Raw genomic sequence first — 20,246 nt, forward strand, 5'->3', positions numbered from 1 at the left:
GCAAAGTCTGACGCCGGAGCGGCGACTACGGGTGGGCCAGGTGATGGTCGAAGAATCTCACGATAGTCTCGTAGGCCGCCCTGGATTCCGGCATCTCGGGGTCGGAGAAAAACGAGTGCCACATGCCTTCCCAGACGTGCAGTTCGGTGCTCACGCCGGCCTGGCTGAGCAGGTTCTCGCTGTGGATGACTGAGCTCATGGCCATGTCGCGCGTGCCGGTGATCAGCAGGGTGGGCGGGAACCTGGCCAGCAAGCCCGGGGAAAGCCCGGGGGACACCATCGGGTCGGTTGCGCGGGCGCCCTTGAAGTAGGGCAGGTCGGCGAGGGCCAGGGGATGGTCCGGCACGGGCGCGCCGTTGAGCAGCGGGGCCATGTAGGCCGAATCGCCGGACATGTCCACCAGCGAGCCGCAGAAGGTGCCGATGGCGCCGGGCACGGGCAATTGGTGGTCGATCAACCGCGCCACCGCCTCGCCGGTAAGCACGCCGCCGGCCGAGCAGCCATAGATGCCAATGCTGCCGGGTGAGTATTGCTTGAGCAGTTGGCGATACACCGCCTCTACGTCTTCGCTGGCGGCGGGAAACACGTGTTCGGGCCCTTGCCGGTAGTCGACGCTGATGACCTTGATGCGGCCCAGGCTGGCGATGGGGATGGATTCCACCAGGCCGCCGCTGTGCGCGCCCCACAGGAACGCGCCGCCGTGAAGGTTGATCAGCACGCGCTTCTGGTTGGCAGGTGCGATGCCTTGCGCGGGCTCGACCACGTCGGTCACCACGCCGGCGATGGTTTCGCGGTGTGTCTTCACCGGATAGATCGCCATCATGCGACGAGCGCGATCGGTGTTCATGCGGTCGTAGAAGGCGCGGCTCTGCTCGATGGGCGCGGTGATCGGCGGCGCCTTGCTGCCGGCGGCGAGCATCTTCGGGAAGAAGGCGCGCGCCTCCGGCGACGCCATCGACGAGTACGGCAGGGTGATGCCTGCGCCATGGATGCTGCCGTCGGCATGCACCGTGGGCTTGCCCTCCTGCGCATGCAAGGGGCCACACAGCAGGGCCGCCGCCAGCGCGACACGGAGGAGTGGGCGTGCGCTCATGGCGTCGTCACCTTCCTGGCGGCCGGGCTGGGCTGCGTCGCGGACGCATCCAGGATCTGGTGCAGCTTCAGGTAGACACCGTTGGTCCAGCCAAAGCCCACCACGTTTTCGCTGTATCCCGCGCTCACCTTCACGTCGGCGTTGCCGAGCGCCATGTTGTATTTCTCGCGGATGGTGCCGTCATCAGCCAGGCCCTGGTCCACGGTGGTGGCGAACTTGGCGGCGATGCGGCGCGCGTCGTCGTGGAAGCCGTAGTCATCGAGGCCCTTCACCGCCAGCCAATTGGTTGGCGCCCAGCCGAACGGGTCGCCCCACTGCACGCTCATCGGCCGGTTGTCCATGCTCAGGCCGCCCTTGCGCTCGAACACGCCGAGCTTGCCGCGCACCACCGCCGCCTGCTGTGGTGAGGCCGCGCCGGCCCACAACGGGTAGTACGTGGTGACATAGGGATACGGCGACGGCTTGCCGGCTACGAAGTCGTAGTCGCGGTACATGCCGTCCTGTGCGTTCCACAGGTACTTGTCCATCGCAGCCTTGCGCGCGTCCGCTGCCTTGGCCCAGCGTTCGGCGTCGCCGGCTTTGCCCAGCTGCAGGGCAAGGTCGTGCAGGTCGCGCTCGTAGCGGTAGAGCAGGCTGTTGAGGCTGGCGTCGGCGTAGTGGTGCGTGGAGCCGCCGAAGGGGCCGAAGTGCGAATTGGTGTCAAAGCCCGATTCGCGCATGGCGCGGTCGCCGTGGAAGTAGGCGGCGGTGAGCCGGTAACCATCCACCCACGCGCCCTCGCATACCTTCGATGCGCGCACGTCGCAGCTGGTGTCCTTCAGTCGCGCGGCCTCCGCGTCGTCCGGGTGCTGCGGGGCCTTGAGGAGATAACCGGGATCGTCCTTCGGATGCGCGATCAGCCAGCGCATCACGCCCTTGTAGAACTCGCTGTCCTTGGCCTCGAGCACCGGCCCGCTGCCCAGGTCGTAGTAACGCGCCAGTCCCGTGTCGCCGGCGCGATGTTCGGGGCGCGTCCAGATCTCGTAGTTGCGCACGGCCAGCGGATACGCCCTGGCCAGCCATTCGCGCCGTGCATCGGCGCTGGGGAAGCTGGCGGGGTCGTCCAGCAGCGCCGTCATCATCGCGGTGAGGAAGGGCGGTTGCGAGCGGCTGAGGTAGTATGTGCGGTTGGCATTGAGCACGCCGCCGTAGTGCGCCACCTCGAACAGCGCGTTGTCGACCATGTCTTTCGCCAGGTCCAGCTTGTGATCGGCAACCAGCCCCAGCAGGATGAAATAGCTGTCCCAACCGTACATCTCGTTGAAGAAGCCACCTGGCACCACATAGGGGCGCGGCAGGTACAGCAGTCCTTGTTGGGGCAACTGGGTAGCGTCGATGTCACCCAGCTGCTCGACCTTGCGCGGCAGCGGGCGCACGTCGATGCCGCAACGCTTGCCTGTCTGCGCCACGTTGGCCGGCACCGGCATATCCGCGGGAACATAGAGCACCGGATGACCCACCACCTTGGTGTCGGTGAGCGCCGCGCAGTCGTCCTGCGAGCGGGTAAGCGTGGTCCAGGCCTTGTCGATATAGGCGCGGGTCTTCGCCGGGTCTGGCGTGGCCGCGAAGACCGTGCCTGCGACCGCACATGTGAGCGCGGCGGTGATCAGACGAAGGCGGACGGGCGGAAGGGCGTGGCGGGTCATGTCGGCTCCCGGGTCGTTGCGTGGTCGTTGAACGTCTATCTCTTCCTGGAATCGGGCGCTGGCTTTGCGCGATGTATCGTCACTCCGCCGAAAAGCCGGCGGCCACCGGTTCGGCGATGCCGGCGCGATCGGTTTCGCGCTTGAAATAGAACAGCGTCACCAGCACCAGGGTCATCGGTACCAGCGAGAAATAGAACGCGTGGATGCCGCCGAAGCTGGAGAACACGATGGCGGTGATGCGCGAGCCCAGCGTGCCGCCCAGTGCGGAAAAGATCACGATGAGGCCCGTCATCGCCGCGTGCGACGGTTTGGGCAGCGAGCTGAGCGCCACCGAGTTGATGACCGGATAGATCGGCGCCATCAGCAGGCCGATCAGTGGGATCAGATAGGCCGCCAGTGGCGCGTTCAGCCAGCCCACGCTGGCGCCCGGGTGCACCTCGCGCGCCAGCGGCAGCACCAGCAGGATCAGGGCGCCCATGCCGACCACGCAGAGATTGAGCAGGACATGCCAGGACATGCGGCGCAGCAGTTGCCCGGCGGCAATGCGGCCCAGCGCGGTGGCACCGGCGAGGATGCTCGCCATCTGAATGCTCATCGTGTTGGGCAGCTTGAGGATCTCGTTGTTGAAGGTCGGCAGCCAGGTGCTGAAGCTCTGCTCGATCAACACGTAGAGGAAGGCGGACAGCAGGAACACATACACCAGCGTGCGCATCAGCAGGCGATACATGTCGCGCATGGCCTGCACCAGCGAATGCGCGGTGCCGCCGTGCGCGGCCGATTCATCCAGCTGCGCGCCCCACAGCAGCGCCAGCGTGCCGAAGCACAGCACGGCCAGCACCCAGTAAACGTTGAACCACGACGGGTTGGCCGGGTTCGCGTGGTCGATGAACGCGCTGAACAGCCAGCCGCTGGCCAGCACGCCCAGCATGAACAGGCCTTCGATGGTATTGGTCAGGCGACCATGCTCGGCCTTGTCGTGGGTGAGCAGGCCGATGGAGGAGTAGACGGCCACCTTCGCCAGCGCGAACGACACGCCGATGCAGGTGAACAGCAGTTCGGTGGTGTGGAAACCCGGGAACAACGGCATCAGCATGCACGCGCAGCCCACGATGCCCAGCGCCAGCATCATGGCGCGGCGATAGCCCAGTTTCGGCAGGAACGACGCCACCAGGAACGAGGTGATGGCGATCGGCAGGTCCTTGAACAGTTCCAGCAGGCTTGCCTGCGGCTTGTCGACGCCGAAGGTGTGGATGGATTGCAGGATGACTGTGCCGACGCTGTTCAGCAGTATCGCGAACACCATGTAAATCGACGCCAGCGCCGCGATCATGCGGTAACGACTCATCCCCAACCTCCCTCGCCCCTGCGGTTTGCCCACGTCCCCGCAAAACAGTCCCGGACCGCCGATCCACTGGCGGCCCGGGACTCGGGGGGAAACACTACATCAGAACTTGTACTTCACCTGGAAATTGACCTCGCGACCTTCCAGCGGACGCGCCAGGATCACGCCATTCGTGCCGACGGCCGAACCGAAGATGCGCGAGTTGCTCTCGGTGAGACCCAGCTGGTTGGTCATGTTGGTGCCCTGCACGCGCAGCTCCCAGTTCTGCTGGATGTCCGCCACCACGCCGAAGTCCAGCGTGTAGTAGGTGCCCAGCTGCTGCAGGCCCGACAGATCCTGCGTATGCGGACCCACGTAGGTGTAGGTGACGAAGGCCATGATGTCGCCCCACGAGAACGGGATCTTGTAGCTCGGCGTGAACATGTAGCGGTACTTCGGCTGGCGCTGCAGCTGCACGCCGTCGATGAACGCGCAGCCATTGCCGCTGACCTGGTTCACGTACGGGATACAGGCCGAGTAGTGCGAGTAATGGCCGTCCATGTAGTTGGCGACCAGCGACAGCTTCAGGTTGTCGATGGGCGTGACGGACCCGGTCAGGTTGACGCCCTTCGAGTCGGAGCCGTACAGCAGCGGCTGGCCCACCGGCACGCCTTCGCCATTGGTCGGCTGGTAGGGCAGGCCGTTGAACTGGCGGTGATAGATGCTGATGTCCGCATACGCGTACTTGGACTGGTACTTGAAGCCGCCTTCGAAGTTCTGGACCTTCTGCAGCGGCGGCGTGTTGCCGGTGGTGTTGCCACGCAGCGCGTTGTCGAAGTCGCCGAAGTGGGCGCCCTTGTTGGCGCGGAAGTACACCGACATGTTGTCGGCGAGCTCATAGTTCACGCCGAACGTCCAGGACGTATGCGTCTTGTTGTAGTTGGTGGTGGCGAAGGTGCCGTTGCATACGGGCACTGCGTTGTCGTAGTCCGTGAGCGGGTTGCCGTCCAGGTTCTGGTTGGTCAGGTTGCACACGTGCAGCGTGGAGTCCTGGTTCTCGATGCGCGCGGAGGCGTCGATCAGCCAGCGGTCGATGCGCCACGAGTCGGACAGGTAGAACGCCTTGTTGGTCGAGGTGCCGTGCTCGGTGATGTTGTATGCGCCGTAGTCCAGGAAGCCCTGGTAGTCGGTCAGCTGATGCGTCTGGCCGTTCTTCACGTAGCTGACCTGGATCGGCCGCGCGTTCGGCGTGTTGGTCATCAGCATCTGGTTGCCGAGGTTCCACTGGTCGTCGTCGGTGTAGTGCGCCAGGTACACGCCACCGGTCAGCGTGTTGCCGTCGAACAGTTCCTTGCTGACGCGGAAGTCGTTGTTGATGTTCTTCAGGTGCTTGTGGATGAACCACCAGCCCTGATGGATCACGCTCTGGTTCGGGTCGACCGCGCCGCCGCCGTTGACGTAGGTGGCCGTGGCGGAGCCGGCCGGCAGCTTGAAGCCGCCGAAATCGGTGCCGAGGTTGTACAGCTCGTCGTTGAGCGAGGCCGGGTTGGTGCCGGAGAACAGCGCGTTGGTATCGACGTTGCCGCCGTCGATCAGGAACTTGTCCGACAGGTTCCAGCCGTCGCCCAGGTCGTAGTCGAAGTTCATGCCGAAGAAGCTGAACTTCGCACCGCGGCCGTTGGCCAGGTTGGCGCTGGTGCCGCCACCCGGATAGCCCGGCAGGTTCACGTGCTGGATGTATTTGCTGTAGTACGTGTCGGTCAGCGGGTCGAAGCCCGGATAGGCGCTGAAGTTGTCCGAGCCATGCTGGATCAGCGGAATCGGCGTGATGAACTGGTTGCGGTCATTGAGCTGGCGCGCGTAGAACACCAGCGAGCCGTTGTCCATGTCGTGCGACAGCGTGGCGGTGAACTGGCCACCCTTGTCGGCCGGGTAGCCGGGGCTGCGCACGCCGTCCGAATCGCGGTAGAAGCCGCCGATGCTGCCGTACCACTTGTCGGCGATCTTGAAGCCGAGGAAGCCGTCGTAGCGCCACAGGCCTTCGTTGCCGTAGGTGACGCCGAAGCTGCCGCTGGGCACGTCGGTACCCTGCTTGAGGATGAAGTTGGCGGTGGCGCCCATCTGGCCGTCACCGTACACCACCGACGGGCCGCCCTGCAGGATTTCCGCGCGCTCGACCGTGTCGTCCAGGCGGAAGATCGAGGTGGTTTCAAAGAAGGACAGGGTGGGCATGCCGTACAGCGGCGAACCCATCATCTGCGTGGTGAAGAACGGTGCATCGCCGCCGCCCGGGAAACCGGGGATCTCGATATTGGCACCCGTCTGGCCACCGGTGGATTCCGGCCAGAGGCCTGGCGAGATCTTCAGCAGGTCGGCCGTGCTCTTGGGGTTGGCTTCCTTGATCTGCTCGGCATTGGCGCTGACGATGGAGTAGCTGGCGTCGATCTTCTTCAGGCCGCCAGCGGCGGACGTACCCGTGACCACCACCTGGTCGAGCGTCTTGGCGGACTTCTCTTCGCCCTTCGCCGGTGCCGGGCCGTTGGCCTGCTGGGCGGCCGGCGCGGCTGCCGGTGCCGCGGATGTCTGTGATGCATCCTGCGCGTGCGCCGCGCCGATCGCCAGCGCGCTGACGATGGCTGCCGCCAACAACTGTCGTGTGATGCCTTGCGTGTTCTTCATGCCGAGCCTCCCCGCCCGAATGTGGGCCACTTACGCGTTGATGTTGGTGGCGTCGGCAACCCTCGCCGTCGCACCGTTCTTGTTGTCTACGAAGTCCGCAATACGAAGCGCGATCAGGCCTGGCAGCACGATGTCTGCCTCCCCCAGGTCTTCGCGCCGACCCATACCGATGGCGACCATGCCCGCGGCGTGAATGCTGTCGACACCCGCGGCGGCGTCTTCCACGCCGAGGCAGGCCTCCGGCGGCACGCCCAGACCTGCGGCGGCCGCCAGGAAAATTTCCGGATCGGGTTTGGAGCGCTCGATGCGAGCGGCGTCCACGATGTAGTCGAACAGAGGGGCGATGCCGAGCCGTTCGAGCAGCAGCGGCGCGTTGCGGCTGGCGGACGCCAGGCCAATGCGCAGTCCTGCCGCGCGAACCGATTCCACCGCGTCGCGGGCACCGGGCAGCAGCTGGTCCGGGCCGAAGCTTTCGATGCGTTCGACGTAGTAGCCGTTCTTGCGCGCCTCCAGCTCACACTTTTCCTGCTCGCCGTAGGCGCGCGGGGCGCGCTCCAGCAGGATGTCCAGCGAACCGCGCCGGTCGACGCCCTTCATGCGCGCGGCGATGTCCTCGTCGAAGGGCGCGCCGATTTCCCGTGCCAGGCGCTCCCACGCCGCGCGATGCACCACGGCCGTGTCGGCGATGACGCCGTCGAGGTCGAAGATCACGGCCTGCAGCGGGGCTTTCATCACCTGATGCCGGTGCGTGCGGGACACGGGCTCGCCGTTGCGCACGCGCAGGGCTTCGCCGGCATGGCGGAACGTTACCTGGTCACCGCGCGTCACGGTGTAGCGCACGCCGTTCGCGTCGACGTCCACGCGCAGGTGCGCACCGCGCCAGCTGATGCCGAAGCGGTAGCTGCGCCACGCGCCCGGCAATTGCGGATGAAGGCTCAGTTCGCCGTCGACCACGCGCATGCCGCCATAGCCCCAGGCCAGCGACAGCCAACTACCGGCCATCGCGGCCATGTGCAGGCCGTGGGCGGCGTTGCCGTGGAGGTCGTCCAGGTCGACGCGCAAGGTGTCCTGGAAATAGTGCCAGGCTTTCTCCATGGCCCCGACTTCGGCGGCCATTACGCTGAACGTGGATGCCGACAGCGTGGAGTCATGCACGGTGACGCCTTCGTAGTAATCGAAGTTGCGTCGCTTGGCGGCGACCGGCACGCCGTCGCCCGCCAGCATCAGCGCCAGCATGGCATCGGCCTGTTTGCACACCTGGTGGCGATAGATGGTGAGCGGGTGCAGTTCCAGCAGCAGCGGGCGCTTGCCTTCGCCTGTACTGCGGGCGGGCATGCGCGGCTTGTCGAGGAAGGTGTCGTCCTGCGGGAAGATGCGGAGCTGTGCGTCTTCGGCCAGATACATCTGCTCGGCGGCGCGCTGCCACTGCATGATCTCGAATGGCTCAAGGCCGATGCGGCGCGACAGTTCCGCATACAGCGCCGGCGCGGTGTCCTGCAGCCAGTGCGCCACGGCAGCCGCGTCCCGCAGGTGCCGTTGCGCCATGCGGTTGGTGTAATGGTTGTTGTCGACCAGTGCTGTGTATTCGTCCGGACCGGTGACGCCGTGAATACAGAAGGCACCATCGCGGCGCGGGTTGAAGTGGCCGATGTCCAGCCACACGCGCGCCGTCTCGAACAGCATTTCGGCGCCGGCGTCGCGCAGGAACGCCTCGTCGCCGGTGCCGTCCACATAGTGGCGGATCGCCCAGGCCACGGCGGCATTGATGTGGTACTGCGCCGAACCGCTGGGGAAATAGGCGGAACATTCGTCGCCGCTGATGGTGCGCCACGCATACAGCGCGCCGCGTGCGTGATTGAGTTCGCGGGCGTGCGCGCGGGCGCGCTCCAGCGTGCCGTGGCGGTACATCAGCATGCTGCGTGCCACGTGCGGTGCCACCGCGACCATCGCCGGCAGCATGAATACCTCGGCATCCCAGAAGTAGTGCCCTTCGTAGCCTTCACCGGTGAGGCCCTTGGCGGCCGTGCTGCCCAGGCCGTCGCGGCTGCTGGACTGGAACACGTGGAAGAGGTTGAAGCGCAGTGCCTGTTCGGTGGCGTCATCACCGTCGATGGCCAGGTCGGCGTTCTGCCACAGCTGCGCCAGCATGCTGGTCTGACGGGTGAGCAGCGCGCCGTGACCCAGCGCATGTGCGTTGGCCAGCTCATGCGCGGTACGCGCCAGCAGTTCCGCGTCGGTATCGGTGCCACCGGGCTGGGTCCATGCGTACGCGACGTACTTTTCCAGCACCACGGAGCGGCCGGGGGACAGCTTGCCCTCGAACACCTGCATGACCCCGTGCGGGGCGAGATTGGCCAGGCGGAAGCGCAGGCTGTCGTTGACCACGGCGTGCTGCTGCATGCAGGCCACGCGGATGTCGCTGTGGGCGGTGCACTGAAGCACATGCGAGGTCGACTCGCCAGCTGCCGCGTCGATCGTCGCCAGGCCGCCGTCGACGCGGGTGCCGATGCGCGGGTCATCGCCTTGTTCGGTGGCGTTACGCGCGGTGCTGATGGAGGACTCCAGCGTCACCGGCCCGGTGTAGTCGATCGAATGCACGCGGAAGCGGATGGCCAGCAGGGCCGGGCGATCCAGGCTGACGATGCGCTCCGCCTCGATCAGCAGCGTGGCGCCTTCCGGCGAACGCCAGCCCAGCTGGCGGCGGTAGCAGCCGCTGCGCAGGTCCAGCGCGCGCTCGAAGTACTGCCATTCGCCTTCGCCAAGGCGCACCGGCGTATCGCCCAGGCGCAGGTGGATGCGGGTGGCGTCGGCCACGGGGATGCGCGTGTCGGTGTGGGCGGCGAAGCCGGGGAAGCGTTCGTGGTACTCGATGGGCGTGCGTTCCCACGCCCCGGCGAGGAAACAGCCCTGGCTGGGGCTGTCATCTTCTTCCAGGCCGCCGCGCACACCCAGCGCGCCGTTGGACAGAGCGAACAGGCTCTCGTCCTGGGCGAAGCAGGCGGGATCGACGCGACGGCTGGTGACGACCCAGGGGTCGTGCCGGGCACGATCAGAGGGCGGCAACGCCTGCGCCGTTTCTCGATGATCCAACGTCCTCTCCCCGCTGCGCTGTTTGCTTCCCGTCTCGCCCGTCGTCGTGTGGGTGAGGCGTAGGTTCTTATGTGGGGGCGGAGCTTCGCAGCAATTGTTATCGATATCAAGACATCGATAACAATTGCTGCAACACAACATGGTTGCGTATGATATCGATATCATGCACGAGTGTTGCTTGATCCCGGGCAAAGGCTTGCGAAACAGGCCCGGACGCCGGTGTGACCGACCGGTACGCGCGATGCCGTACGGTGTTGGACGTTAAGAACGCAAACCGCGACACTGTCCCGGTTTGCCAAGGTTGGCCGGCGCGTGGGAGCCGCGCGACCGCTCACAGGACATCGGGGCCAGGTCTTGAGTCGTCACCAAAAGAACCGCCAGGGAGCCGTGCCTTCCGCCAGTCTCACCATGGCGGATCTGGCGAAGATGGCCGGCGTATCCAAGATCACCATTTCGCGGGCCTTGAGTGACAGCCCGCTGGTGAATCGCGAAACGCGCGAGCGTTTGCAGGCCCTGGCCCAGGAGGCGGGTTACAAGCTCAATGTCAGCGCGCGCAACCTGCGCCTGCGCCGCAGCCATACGGTGGCGGTGATCGTGGAAATGAAGCCCTCGCACGACCGCACCATGCTCGACCCCTACCCGCTGGTGCTGCTGGGCGGTATCTCCCAGGAGCTGACCGCGCACGGCTACAGCGTCCTGCTTACCACTCGCCAAGGGGCCACAGCGGCAGCGGTGCAGGCGGCGGATGGGCTGATCCTGCTCGGTCAGGGTTCGCGGCAGGACGCGGTGCGCCGCTTCGACAAGCTGGGCCTGCCCATGGTGGTGTGGGGCGCGCCGGGCGACGAGCACGTGGTGGTGGGCAGCGACAACCGCCAGGGCGGCCGCGTGGTGGCGGAGCATTTCGTCAGCCTGGGGCGCCGCAACCCGGTGTTCGTGGGCAACCCCAACCATCCGGAGATCTTCGAGCGACTCACCGGTTTCGTGGATGCGCTGGCCGCGCACGGCATCAAGCCGCTGTTGATCCGCCGCGACGAATTCACCCTGGCGTCGGGTGGAGACGCCATGCACTCGCTGATGGATCGCGCCGTGCCGTTCGATGCCGTGTTCGCCTGCAGCGACCTGCTGGCCATGGGAGCCATCCGCGCGCTCAACAAACTGGGCCGCACCGTGCCCGGCGATGTGTCCGTGGTGGGGTATGACGACATGCCGCTCGCCGCCAGCTTCCTGCCGCCGCTCAGCTCCGTGCGACAAGACTGGCAGGAAGGTGGCACCCTGCTGGCGCGCAAGGTGCTGGCGATGATCAACGACCAGCAGGAGCAGTCGGAAACGCTGCCGGTGGAGCTGGTGGTTCGCGAAACCTGAGCGCGCGCCCCTGTAGGAGCGCACTCGTGCGCGACCGCAGCGCTTCGTTGTTACCTCATCGCAGGCCCGTCGCCCACAGGGTGGGCTCCCACAAAAGAGTGATGGGCGCGGAGGTCCTGTAGGAGCGCACTTGTGCGCGACCGCAGCGCTTCGTCGTTACCTTGCCGCACGGCCGTCGCCCTCAGGGTGGACTCCCACAAAAGAGCGAGGCGCGGCTGGCTTCGGTGGGAGCGCACCCTGTGCGCGACTGCAGCGCTTCGTCGTTACCTTGTCGCGCACAAGTGCGCTCCTACAGAAAAGCGTGGCTCGCAATCAGGAAATGGAGTTAGCCGGTGGCCGCGGCGTCACCGGTCGCCTTGCCCATGCGTGCCGGCGTCAGCACCAGGCGGAAGCAGCTGCCGCCACCCGCCACGCGCACGTATTCCAGTGACGCCTGATTGGCCTCGCTCATCTGGCGAGCGAGGTACAGGCCCAGGCCGGTGCCGTATTCGTGCGTCGTGTAGAACGGCTCGAAAATCTGCGCAGCGACTTTCGGCGCGATGCCGGGGCCGCGATCGATCACTTCAAGAATCGGCACGCCGTGCTCGCCGTGACGCGCCACCACCATCACGCGGGCGGGTTCACCCGGCATGCGGCCGTAGCGCAGGGCGTTCTGCACGAGGTTCCACACCACCTGCTGCAGCTGCTGCGGGTCGGCCACGGCGGCCACGGGCGTGCTGGCCTGGATCACGCGCAGCGAGTCTTCGCCCAGGTCGTTGCCCTGGCGGTACTCGTCCACGAACAGGTTGGCCCAGGTGCCCAGGTCCAGGGTTTCCGGCCGCGAGCGTTCGCGCCGCGACAGCTGCAGGATGTTTTCGATGATCTCGTTCAGGCGCACGCAGTGGTTGTTGATGATCTCCACCATGCGCTGGTCGGTCGGCGGCAGGTCCTCCGACTCGGCCAGCAGCTGCGCCGAGTAGCGGATGGCCGCCAGCGGATTGCGGATCTCGTGCGCGATCGAGGCGGAGAGACGGCCCAGCGAACTGAGCGTCAGCTCCTCGGCGCGACGCGACACCAGCGAGGTGTCGTCCAGGAAGATCAGCACGTGCGAGTCGTCGTTGGGCGCCAGGCGGCTGAAGCGCGGCACCACTTCGGGCACGCCGTCGGCGAGCTGGGTGGCCGACTCGTCCAGCTTGCCGGAGGTCATCCAGTGATACAGGCGGCGGGACAGCTCCGGCGCCACGCGGCCCAGGTCGCGCTGGTCAGCGGTGGGGTTGCCCAGCAGCATCCAGGCCGATTCGTTCATCTGGTGGACGCGGTTGGCGTCGTCCACCAGCAGCACGCCGGTCTTCATGCGGCGGATGATCAGTTCGTTGACCTGGGCTAGGTTGGCCAGGTCCACGCCGCGCTGCTCGGCCAGCGCCTCGCTGGCGCGGATCTGGCGGCTCAGCACGTAGCAGAGCATGGTGATGGCGAAGTAGGCGAGGCCGAACAGGCTCGATTCGAGCAGCTCCCGGTCCATGCCCGCCTGGCCGTGTTGCACTTCGATGACCGAGTGCCCGATCACCCCCAGGGTGGCCAGCGACGCAAAAAAACACGACAGGCGCAGCGGCAGGATCAGCGCGCCGGCGGCCAGGTTCACCGCCAGCATCATGGCGATGCCGATGCGGGCATCGTGCATGGTGATGATGGCCAGCACCGCCGCGATGATGTCCACCACCAGGGCAGCCGATACCGTCCAGCGGATGTACGGGGTGGATCGGCGGGTCAGCGACAGCATGCCCAGCGCGAACAGCAGGAACAGCACCCCCACGCCGCGGGCCAGGCCGACGTCGGCCAGCTTGGGCCAGCCCAGCGTGCTGGGACTCAGCGCCAGGCCCACGTAGACCAGGGCCTGGGCCAGCCGGAAGCAGTTGAGGAACAGCAATTCGTGGCGCGCGGCCTCGGGAGCGGGGCGCGCGTTGGGGTAGGCAGACTGCACGGTGCTGGACACCTGGCGGGCTCTCTCGGCGGGTCAGAGGGCGGTTTTAACCAGTATAGACGGGGCTTTCACACTCTGGGTGGGCGGCCCCCCGCCGTGTGTCGGCGGGGCCCCTTCACGGCGCGCCCCTTTCCATCGGGGGCCGCTTCCGCGAAAATAGGCGGCCGTATTGCGCGGTTTTCGTCATGTCGACAGGCCTGACGGCGGCGCACTGCATCCGGCAGCGCTTGTACCGCCGTCGTTCCCCTGACCGTATGGGCCCCCACAGTCCATCACGGCCGCCATGTTTCCCCGTACTCTCGAGGTATCCATGAATTTCCACGAGTACCAGGCCAAAGAATTGTTCGCGAAGTACGGCATCGCCGTGCCGCCGGGCAAGGTCGCCAACTCTCCCGATGCCGCTGTCGACGCCGCCAAGCACCTTGGTGGTTCGCAGTGGATGGTCAAGGCTCAGATCCACGCAGGCGGCCGCGGCAAGGCCGGCGGCGTCAAGTTCTGCAAGAGCCTCGACGACGTGCGCGCAGCTGCCAAGGGCATGCTGGGCACCAACATGGAAACCTACCAGTCCGCCGGCCGTGCGCTGCCGGTGAACCTGGTGCTGGTGACGGACGCCACCAACATCGCCAAGGAACTGTATCTGTCGATCCTGACGGATCGCGATTCCAAGTCGATCTCGTTCATCGCCTCCAAGCACGGCGGCGTGGACATCGAGCAGGTTGCCAAGGACACGCCGGAAGACATCCACACCATCGTGGTGGACTTCGTGGAAGGCCTGCAGCCGTACCAGTGCCGCCAGCTCGGCTTCGCCATGGACCTCAACGCGAAGCAGGTCGGCCAGCTGACCAAGATCATGCTGGGCCTGTACAAGCTGTTCAACGAGAAGGACCTGTCCCTGGTCGAGCTGAACCCGCTCGCCATCCTCGAAGACGGCAACCTCGCCGCCCTCGACGGCAAGGTCAACTCCGACGACAACGCCGAGTTCCGTCACCCGGACCTGGCCGCCATGCGCGACCTGACCCAGGAAGACCAGGCCGAAGCGGCTGCCGTGCAGCACAACCTCAACTACGTGACGATGGACGGCTCCATCGGCTGCATGGTCAACGGCGCAGGCCTGGCCATGGCCACCATGGACGTGATCCAGCTGGCAGGCGGCGAGCCGGCCAACTTCCTTGACGTCGGCGGCGGCGCCACCAAGGAACGCGTCACCGAGGCGTTCAAGCTCATCCTCTCCTCCGACAAGGTGAAGGCCATCCTGGTCAACATCTTCGGCGGCATCGTGCGTTGCGACCTGATCGCCGAAGGCATCATCGCGGCCGTGAAGGAAGTGGGTCTGAAGATCCCCGTCGTGGTGCGCCTGCAGGGCACCAATGTGGAGCTGGGCCGCGAACTGCTGGCCAACTCCGGCCTGGCGATCACGCCGGCTGACGATCTCAACGATGCGGCGCAGAAAGCCGTGGCTGCGGCCAAGGCCTGAGGAGCAAAAGAACCATGAGCGTTCTCGTCAACAAGAACACCAAGGTCCTCGTGCAGGGCTTCACCGGCCAGCAGGGCACCTTCCACGCGCAGCAGGCGCTGGACTACGGCACCAAGGTCGTCGGCGGCGTGACCCCGGGCAAGGGCGGCACCTCGCACATCGGCCTGCCGGTCTTCAACTCGGTCGCCGAGGCTGTCGATGAAACCGGCGCCGATGCGTCCGTCATCTTCGTGCCGCCGCCGTTCGCGGCCGACTCGATCCTCGAAGCCATCGATGCCGGCATCAAGGTCATCGTGGCGATCACCGAGGGCATCCCGGTGCTGGACATGCTGCGCGTGAAGAACGTGCTGGCACAGCATCCGGAAACCGTGCTGATCGGGCCGAACTGCCCCGGCATCATCACCCCGGGCGAGTGCAAGATCGGCATCATGCCGGGTCACATCCACATGCCGGGCAAGGTCGGCATCGTCTCGCGCTCCGGCACGCTGACGTACGAATCGGTGTTCCAGACCACCAACGAAGGCCTGGGCCAGTCCACGGTCATCGGCATCGGCGGCGACCCGATCAACGGCCTGAGCTTCATCGACTGCCTGAAGATGTTCCAGGACGATCCGCAGACCGAAGGCATCATCATGGTCGGCGAAATCGGCGGTTCGGCTGAAGAAGACGCTGCCGAGTTCATCGGCGAGTACGTCACCAAGCCGGTGGTCTCGTTCATCGCTGGCGCTTCGGCCCCTCCGGGCAAGCGCATGGGCCATGCCGGCGCCATCATCTCGGGCGGCAAGGGCACGGCGGCTGCGAAGTTCGCTGCGCTGGAGAAGGCGGGCGTCACCACGGTGAAGTCCCCGGCCGACCTCGGCAAGACCCTCGCCGGTCTGATGAAGAAGTAATCGGGTTTTATTACCGATATGAAAAGGGCCGCAGCGATGCGGCCCTTTTTCTTTGCGCGTAAGTCACGGTGCGATCGCCTTCCTGCGGGAGCGCACCCTGTGCGCGACGGCGCTGTGCCGCTGCCTCGTCGCGGGTTTGTCGCCCACAGGGTGGGCTCCCACAAAAGGCCTGCAGGGAGTTCGGCGTCAGCGATGCTGGCGAAGCCCGGTGCTCGCGGCCTTGATCAAGACATCCGTCACCATCGCCAGCGTGCTCGAACGAATCGACCAGCTCTGCCAGTACAACGGCACGTCGAGCCATCGATTCGGTGCGATGGGCTTGAGCGTGCCATCGGCAAAGTGCTTCTGCAGCAGGGATTCCGGCGCCATGGCCCAGCCCAGGCCCAGTGCGGCGCCTTCCACGAACGCCGTGGCCGAGGGCACGTAATGGATGGGCGGCGCGAGTCGTGCGCGCGTGATGCCGTGCATGAAGCGCCACTGCAACTCGTCCTTGCGGTTGAACACGAGCATGGGCGTGTTGCCCAGCGATGCGGCGTTTACGCCTTCGCCGAAGTAGCGCGCAACGAAGGCGGGTGGGGCGACGGGCAGGTAACGCATCACGCCGAGTTTCTTCACGCTGCAACCCTGCACCGGACTGGCCTCGGCGGTGATGGCGCCGAGCACGGAGCCGTCGCGCAGCAGGTTGGTGGAGTGGTCCTGGTCTTCCACGCGGATGTCGAACAGCAGTTGATGTGTGTCGTGCAGTTGCGCCAGCGCGGACAGGAACCAGGTGGCCAGCGAATCGGCATTGACGCCGATGGCGACGGTGGTGGGGCCGCTGCTGTCGGGGCCGACGTGGAAATCGTTCAGTGTTTCGGCTTCGAGCAGCCGCATTTGCTGCACGCTGCGCAGCAGGCGTTCCCCGGCTTCGGTGGCCTCGCAGGGCGTGCGGCGCAGGATAAGAATCTGGCCGAGTCGATCCTCCAGTGCCTTGATGCGCTGGGAGATGGCCGATGGCGTCAGCGACAGGCGCTGGGCCGCGCCGTCGAAGCTGCCCTCATCGAGCACCGCGGCGAAGGCGGCCAGCTGGGGATTGAGCAGGCTCATCGGCATCTCCTACCGCGCGGACGCGCGGCCACATTAGTAGAACTGAAGCATCATAAGGATATTTAGTTTTACTGAATGGGACGTCTAAGCGAGAGTAGGCGCCTTTTCCGGAGGTCATCCCATGGATTTCGCGCCTTACCTGGCTGGCCTCGCGGCTGGCGCGGGCCTGATCATCGCCATTGGCGCGCAGAACGCGTTCGTGCTGCGGCAGGGCGTGCAGCGCCATTACATCGGCTCGGTGGTGGCCGTGTGCATCCTGGCCGACATCAGCCTGATTCTGCTGGGCGTTGCCGGCATGGGGCTGGCAGTGCAGCAGCATCCGGGGCTGCTGCAATGGCTGCGTTATGCCGGTGCGGCCTTCCTGGTCACCTATGGCGCCATGGCGGCGCGGCGCGCGTGGCAGGGCGAAAGTGGCCTGCAGCCAGCGGGCGACGGCGCGCTGAGCCGCGGCCGCGTGATGGCGGCGTGCCTGGCCTTCACCTTGCTCAATCCCCACGTGTATCTGGACACGGTGGTGCTGCTCGGCAGCCTTTCCACCCACTACCAGGGTGATGAACGCTGGGTTTTCGCGGCCGGGGCGTGCACGGCGAGCGTGGCGTGGTTCCTCTCGCTGGGCTACGGCGCGCGCCTGCTGCTGCCGGTGTTCCGCAGCCCGCTGGCGTGGCGTGTGTTCGACGTGGCCATCGCTTTGTTCATGCTGACCCTGGCGGTGCTGCTGGTGTGCCAGCCCGTGGGGTAGGCAACTCGTGGGGTAGGCAGCCCATGGGGTAGCCCGGCCGCCCCTGACCGGGACGGGGGCCAGGGGCGCTCGGGTACAATGACGGGCCCCAAGGCTATGGATTCCGACGGCATGTCCTCCCTACGCTTCGCGCTGGCGCAGTTCGATTTCCCGGTAGGCGCGGTTGCGGCCAATGCGGCCAAGGTGGGCGACCTGCTGGCGCAGGCGCGCGAAGGCGGCGCGGCGCTGGTGGCGTTTCCCGAGCTGACCCTGAGCGGTTATCCGCCGGAAGACCTGCTGCTGCGCCCGAGCTTCCTCGCCGCGTGCCAGTGCGAGCTCAATGCGCTGGCCGGCGCCACCAACGGCATCGCCGCGCTGGTGGGTCATCCGCACAGCGAGGGCGAGGTATACAACGCCGCCAGCCTGCTGCGTCATGGCGCCATCGAGCTGACCACGCACAAGCAGGCCTTGCCCAATTACGGCGTGTTCGACGACAAGCGCTATTTCCGCCCCGGTAGCGACAGTGCCGTGGCGATGATCGACGGCGTCTGCGTGGGCATCATCATCTGCGAAGACGTGTGGGAGCCCGAGCCCGCCGCCAAGGCCGCTGCCGCGGGCGCCGAGCTGATCGTGGTGATCAACGCTTCGCCGTGGGACGACGCCAAGCAAACCGGTCGCGAGGAGGTGCTGATCGCGCGCGCGCTGGAAACCGGCTGCGCCATCGCCTACGTGAACATGGTCGGCGGGCAGGACGAAGTCGTGTACGACGGCGGCTCCATCCTGTTGAATGCCGACGGCAGCATCGCCGCGCGTGCGCCGAACTTCGTCGACGCCATGCTCTGGGCCGAGTTTGACAGCGAGACGCGTACGCTGCGCCCGGACAACTGGCCGACCGTGCCCGATGCGTCCCACGAGGCGACGCTGTATGCGGCGCTGGTGCGCGGCATTCGCGACTACATCGAGAAGAACGGCTTCCCGGGCGTGCTGCTCGGTTTGTCCGGCGGTATCGATTCCGCGCTGACGCTGGCGCTGGCCGTGGACGCGCTGGGCGCGGACCGTGTCACCGCCGTGATGATGCCGACGCGCTACACCTCGCAGCTGTCGCTGGACGGCGCGCGTGCGCAGGCCGAGCAGCTGGGCGTGGACTACCACGTCATCAACATCGAGCCGATGGTCGATGCCTTCCTCGGCTCGCTGGCGCCCGCGTTCGCCGGCAAGCCGGCGGACACCACCGAGGAAAACCTGCAGTCGCGCACGCGCGGCGTGACGCTGATGGCGTTGTCCAACAAGCATGGCCGCCTGCTGCTCGCCACCGGCAACAAGAGCGAGATGGCGGTGGGCTATGCCACGCTTTATGGCGACATGTGCGGCGCCTATGCACCGCTGAAGGACGTCTACAAGACCGTCGTCTACCGCCTGTCGCGCTGGCGCAACGCGCATGCCGCCCGCATGGGCGAGCCGGAGGCCATTCCTTCGGCGGTGATCGACCGCCCGCCCTCGGCGGAGCTGCGCGACAACCAGACCGATCAGGATTCGCTGCCGCCCTACGACGAGCTGGATGCCATCCTCGCGCGCTTCATCGAGGGCGAGGAATCGCAGGCCGAAATCACCTCGCAGGGTTTCCATGCCGACACCGTGCGGCGCGTGGTGCGGCTGGTGCTGCTCAATGAGTTCAAGCGCCGTCAGTCTGCGCCGGGGCCGCGCGTGACCACGCGGGCATTCGGGCGCGAGCGGCGTTATCCCATTACGTCGGGCTGGAAGTAACGCACAGCCACACCTGTGGGAGCGCACCCTGTGCGCGACCGCGGAGTTCCGGTGTATCGCTGTGTTGCGCTTTCGCCGCCAATCGCAGCTGCTTCATCGCTTCGTTGGCTGTCGCGCACAGGGTGCGCTCCCACAGTGAAGCCGGGTCGCGTGACGACCCAACAAAAAAGCCGGTGCATTCGCACCGGCTTTTTTTCATGCCATCCGGTAACCCGGATGTTCGATCAGTGGTGACCCGAGAACGGGATCGCCTTGCGCAGCAGCGACGGCGAATGCGGCCACTTCGGATCCTTCAGGTACGGATGGTCCGGGTAGTTCATGGCCAGCACCTGGCGCGTCTGGTCGGCGAGGTTCTTCTGGTCCATGCCGATGTAGCTGCGGGTGAGGATGGCCAGCGCGTCGCCGGTCTGCGGTGCCTGCTGGTAATGCTCGATCACGTACTGGGCGCGGTTGGCCGAGGCCACGTAGGCGTTGTTGCGCAGGTAGTATTCGGCCACGTTGATCTCGAACTGGGCCAGCAGGTTGCGCAGGTAGATCATGCGCTGGCGGGCGTCGGCGGTGTAGGCGCTGTCCGGGAAGCGGCGCGACAGCTCCGAGAAATCGTCGAACGACTTCAGGTTGAAGCCCTGGTCGCGGCGGGTCTGCGGGTCACCCGGCTGCAGCAGGCGCTCCATGGCGCCGCCAGTGCGGTCAAAATTGATCAGACCGCGCAGGTAATAGGCATAATCCACATGCTTCTGGGTCGGATACGTCTTGATGAAGCGGTTGATCGTGGAATAGGCGTCGTCCGGCTGGTTGTCCTTGTACTGCGAGTAGGCCAGGTCAAGCTGGGCCTGCTCGTTGTAGTCGCCGGACGGGAAACGGGCGATCAGTCGCTGGTACGCTTTCGTGGCTGCCGAATAGTCGGCGTGCTGCATCGAGTCGTGAGCCTTGGCGTAAAGCTGGTCAACCGGCAGCGTATCGTTGGTGTCCCTCTTGTGATGGAACATCGAGCAAGCGCTCATCGAAACGGCGATGGCGAGCACGACAAAAACTTTGAAAGCCGGCAGCTTGGTTACGCGCATGAGAAAGGTTCAGATGTTTGAGCGAAAAGGGATGATAGCCGAAACCACCGGGCGCCCGGG

At 66.0% G+C, this 20,246-nt stretch carries 13 protein-coding genes; 5 read left to right on the forward strand and 8 right to left on the reverse strand.

Translation table 11 applies throughout. The features are described 5' to 3' along the window. Positions 1-25: 25 nt before the first annotated feature. From HY57_RS06745 to pgmB, 5 genes are all read right to left on the reverse strand, one after another. Positions 26-1,093, reverse strand: a complete 1,068-nt coding sequence (locus tag HY57_RS06745; RefSeq protein WP_019464622.1) for an alpha/beta hydrolase — start codon at positions 1,091-1,093, stop codon at positions 26-28. Next, positions 1,090-2,778, reverse strand: a complete 1,689-nt coding sequence (locus HY57_RS06750; protein ID WP_019464621.1) for a trehalase family glycosidase — start codon at positions 2,776-2,778, stop codon at positions 1,090-1,092. The genes HY57_RS06745 and HY57_RS06750 overlap by 4 nt, the downstream gene beginning before the upstream one ends. Before the next feature lie 79 nt (positions 2,779-2,857). Further along, entirely contained in the window at positions 2,858-4,123 is a 1,266-nt protein-coding gene (locus tag HY57_RS06755) for an MFS transporter (RefSeq protein WP_026033815.1), read from the reverse strand. Between the two features lie 99 nt (positions 4,124-4,222). Then, a complete protein-coding gene (locus HY57_RS06760; RefSeq protein ID WP_019464619.1) occupies positions 4,223-6,778 on the reverse strand; it encodes a TonB-dependent receptor in 2,556 nt (851 codons plus the stop codon). A gap of 30 nt (positions 6,779-6,808) precedes the next feature. Then, positions 6,809-9,868, reverse strand: a complete 3,060-nt coding sequence (pgmB, locus tag HY57_RS06765; protein WP_019464618.1) for a beta-phosphoglucomutase — start codon at positions 9,866-9,868, stop codon at positions 6,809-6,811. Positions 9,869-10,276: 408 nt separating this feature from the next. On the opposite strand from pgmB, the gene HY57_RS06770 reads away from it, so the two are divergent. After that, entirely contained in the window at positions 10,277-11,230 is a 954-nt protein-coding gene (locus HY57_RS06770) for a LacI family DNA-binding transcriptional regulator (RefSeq protein ID WP_019464617.1), read from the forward strand. 325 nt (positions 11,231-11,555) lie between these two features. Here the strand turns inward: HY57_RS06770 and HY57_RS06775 are convergent, their stop codons facing one another. Then, positions 11,556-13,202, reverse strand: a complete 1,647-nt coding sequence (locus HY57_RS06775; protein WP_019464616.1) for a sensor histidine kinase — start codon at positions 13,200-13,202, stop codon at positions 11,556-11,558. 298 nt (positions 13,203-13,500) lie between these two features. On the opposite strand from HY57_RS06775, the gene sucC reads away from it, so the two are divergent. Further along, a complete protein-coding gene (gene sucC / locus HY57_RS06780) occupies positions 13,501-14,664 on the forward strand; it encodes an ADP-forming succinate--CoA ligase subunit beta (protein ID WP_019464615.1) in 1,164 nt (387 codons plus the stop codon). Positions 14,665-14,678: 14 nt separating this feature from the next. Beyond that, positions 14,679-15,554: a succinate--CoA ligase subunit alpha gene (sucD, locus tag HY57_RS06785; RefSeq protein WP_019464614.1), complete on the forward strand. Its 876-nt coding sequence runs from the start codon at positions 14,679-14,681 to the stop codon at positions 15,552-15,554. A gap of 186 nt (positions 15,555-15,740) precedes the next feature. Here sucD and HY57_RS06790 read toward each other — a convergent pair whose 3' ends face one another. Then, entirely contained in the window at positions 15,741-16,640 is a 900-nt protein-coding gene (locus HY57_RS06790; protein WP_019464613.1) for a LysR family transcriptional regulator ArgP, read from the reverse strand. A 121-nt stretch (positions 16,641-16,761) separates the two neighbouring features. Between HY57_RS06790 and HY57_RS06795 the strand changes: the two genes are divergently transcribed. Both HY57_RS06795 and HY57_RS06800 read left to right on the forward strand, forming a co-directional pair. Beyond that, entirely contained in the window at positions 16,762-17,379 is a 618-nt protein-coding gene (locus tag HY57_RS06795; protein WP_019464612.1) for a LysE/ArgO family amino acid transporter, read from the forward strand. 111 nt (positions 17,380-17,490) lie between these two features. Further along, positions 17,491-19,122, forward strand: coding sequence for an NAD+ synthase (locus HY57_RS06800; RefSeq protein WP_026033813.1), 1,632 nt, complete (start codon positions 17,491-17,493; stop codon positions 19,120-19,122). A 224-nt stretch (positions 19,123-19,346) separates the two neighbouring features. On the opposite strand, the gene HY57_RS06805 is transcribed toward HY57_RS06800, so the two are convergent. After that, positions 19,347-20,186: an outer membrane protein assembly factor BamD gene (locus tag HY57_RS06805; RefSeq protein WP_019464610.1), complete on the reverse strand. Its 840-nt coding sequence runs from the start codon at positions 20,184-20,186 to the stop codon at positions 19,347-19,349. Between the last annotated feature and the right edge of the window lie 60 nt (positions 20,187-20,246).

Source organism: Dyella japonica A8 (genome assembly GCF_000725385.1).
Lineage (GTDB): Bacteria > Pseudomonadota > Gammaproteobacteria > Xanthomonadales > Rhodanobacteraceae > Dyella > Dyella japonica_C.

What these genes read in the sequence shown, in the direction of transcription:
- HY57_RS06800 (WP_026033813.1), top strand. Translation starts at nt 17,491, where the DNA reads ATGTCCTCCCTACGCTTCGCGCTGGCGCAGTTCGATTTCCCGGTAGGC.
- HY57_RS06795 (WP_019464612.1), top strand. Translation starts at nt 16,762, where the DNA reads ATGGATTTCGCGCCTTACCTGGCTGGCCTCGCGGCTGGCGCGGGCCTG.
- HY57_RS06750 (WP_019464621.1), bottom strand. Translation starts at nt 2,778, where the DNA reads ATGACCCGCCACGCCCTTCCGCCCGTCCGCCTTCGTCTGATCACCGCC.
- HY57_RS06760 (WP_019464619.1), bottom strand. Translation starts at nt 6,778, where the DNA reads ATGAAGAACACGCAAGGCATCACACGACAGTTGTTGGCGGCAGCCATC.
- sucC (WP_019464615.1), top strand. Translation starts at nt 13,501, where the DNA reads ATGAATTTCCACGAGTACCAGGCCAAAGAATTGTTCGCGAAGTACGGC.
- HY57_RS06745 (WP_019464622.1), bottom strand. Translation starts at nt 1,093, where the DNA reads ATGAGCGCACGCCCACTCCTCCGTGTCGCGCTGGCGGCGGCCCTGCTG.
- HY57_RS06755 (WP_026033815.1), bottom strand. Translation starts at nt 4,123, where the DNA reads ATGAGTCGTTACCGCATGATCGCGGCGCTGGCGTCGATTTACATGGTG.
- HY57_RS06805 (WP_019464610.1), bottom strand. Translation starts at nt 20,186, where the DNA reads ATGCGCGTAACCAAGCTGCCGGCTTTCAAAGTTTTTGTCGTGCTCGCC.
- HY57_RS06770 (WP_019464617.1), top strand. Translation starts at nt 10,277, where the DNA reads ATGGCGGATCTGGCGAAGATGGCCGGCGTATCCAAGATCACCATTTCG.
- HY57_RS06790 (WP_019464613.1), bottom strand. Translation starts at nt 16,640, where the DNA reads ATGAGCCTGCTCAATCCCCAGCTGGCCGCCTTCGCCGCGGTGCTCGAT.
- sucD (WP_019464614.1), top strand. Translation starts at nt 14,679, where the DNA reads ATGAGCGTTCTCGTCAACAAGAACACCAAGGTCCTCGTGCAGGGCTTC.